The following is a 1,182-nucleotide window of genomic DNA, read 5'->3' on the forward strand; positions in this document are numbered from 1 at the left end:
CCGGCGACGGCGTCACCGCGTGGCGGCCCGGCGACCGGGTCGGCGTCGGCTGGCACGGCGGGCACTGCTTCGTCTGCCACGCCTGCCGCCGGGGCGACTTCGTCAACTGCGCGGAGCGGCAGATCGCCGGCACGAGCTACGACGGCGGGTACGCCGAGTACCTGGTCGCGCCGCAGGCCGCCCTCGCCCGCATCCCGGACGCCCTGACGTTCGAGGAGGCCGCGCCGATGATGTGCGCGGGCCTCACCACGTTCAACGCGCTGCGGCACAGCGGCGCGCGGCCCGGCGACACCGTCGCGGTCCAGGGCGTCGGCGGCCTCGGGCACCTCGCCGTCCAGTACGCGGACAAGATGGGGTTCCGCGTCGTCGCCGTGAACCGCGGACGCGAGAAGGAGGACCTCGCGCGGCGGCTCGGCGCGGACGAGTACATCGACAGCGAGGAGTCCAGCGCGGGGGCGCGGCTGGCCGCCCTCGGCGGCGCGCGCGTCGTGCTCGCCACCGTCGGCTCCGCCCCGCTCCAGGCCGACATCGCGACCGGGCTCGCGCCGAACGGCCGGATGGTCGTCATCGCCAACGACCACGACCCGATCCCCGTCCCCGGCGACCTGCTGGTGTTCGGCCGCCGCGAGGTGACCGGCTGGTACAGCGGGCACGCCGCCGACGCCGAGGACGCCATGGAGTTCGCCGTCCTCACCGGCGTCCGGCCGATGGTCGAGACCCGTCCGCTGGCCGAGGCCGAGGACGCGTTCCAGACCATGGGCAGGGCCCGCTTCCGCACCGTCCTGACCATGGCGTGAAAGGACGGGCCTGGCGGCCCGGTCAGGCGGGCGCGGAGCGGCGGGTGAACAGGACGGCCGCGACCGCGACCGCCGCCGGGATCGCCAGGTAGGAACCGCACGACAGCACGACGGCGGCCACGAACACGGTCGCCGTCAGCGCGAGCGCGCGGGACCGTCCGCGCGGCAGCAGCCGGACGGCGGCGGCCACGCCCACCAGCGTGACCGCCGCCAGGCACGCCGACGTCGCGCGCATCAGCGGGTCCAGGCCGAGGCCGAGCGGCAGCACGATCGCGGCGACCCCGCCCGACACGGCCTCCAGCACCAGCAGGCTCCGGTGCGGGACCTGCCCGGCGCCCGCGCCGCGCGCGAGGGCGCGGGGGAGCGCGCCGTCCCGGGCGAGCGC

1 protein-coding gene and 1 pseudogene are annotated in these 1,182 nt (G+C 77.2%); one reads left to right on the forward strand and one right to left on the reverse strand.

Annotated features, from left to right (window positions below):
• Window positions 1-797: zinc-binding dehydrogenase (locus AB0J52_RS41555; RefSeq protein WP_500188788.1), on the forward strand; the 797-nt coding region annotated here is incomplete at its 5' end.
• Window positions 798-819: 22 nt separating this feature from the next.
• Here AB0J52_RS41555 and AB0J52_RS41560 read toward each other — a convergent pair.
• A pseudogene (locus tag AB0J52_RS41560) lies at window positions 820-1,182 on the reverse strand (hypothetical protein); the annotation flags it as partial.

This window comes from Spirillospora sp. NPDC049652 (assembly GCF_040675125.1).
In the GTDB taxonomy this organism is placed as follows: Bacteria; Actinomycetota; Actinomycetes; order Streptosporangiales; family Streptosporangiaceae; genus Spirillospora.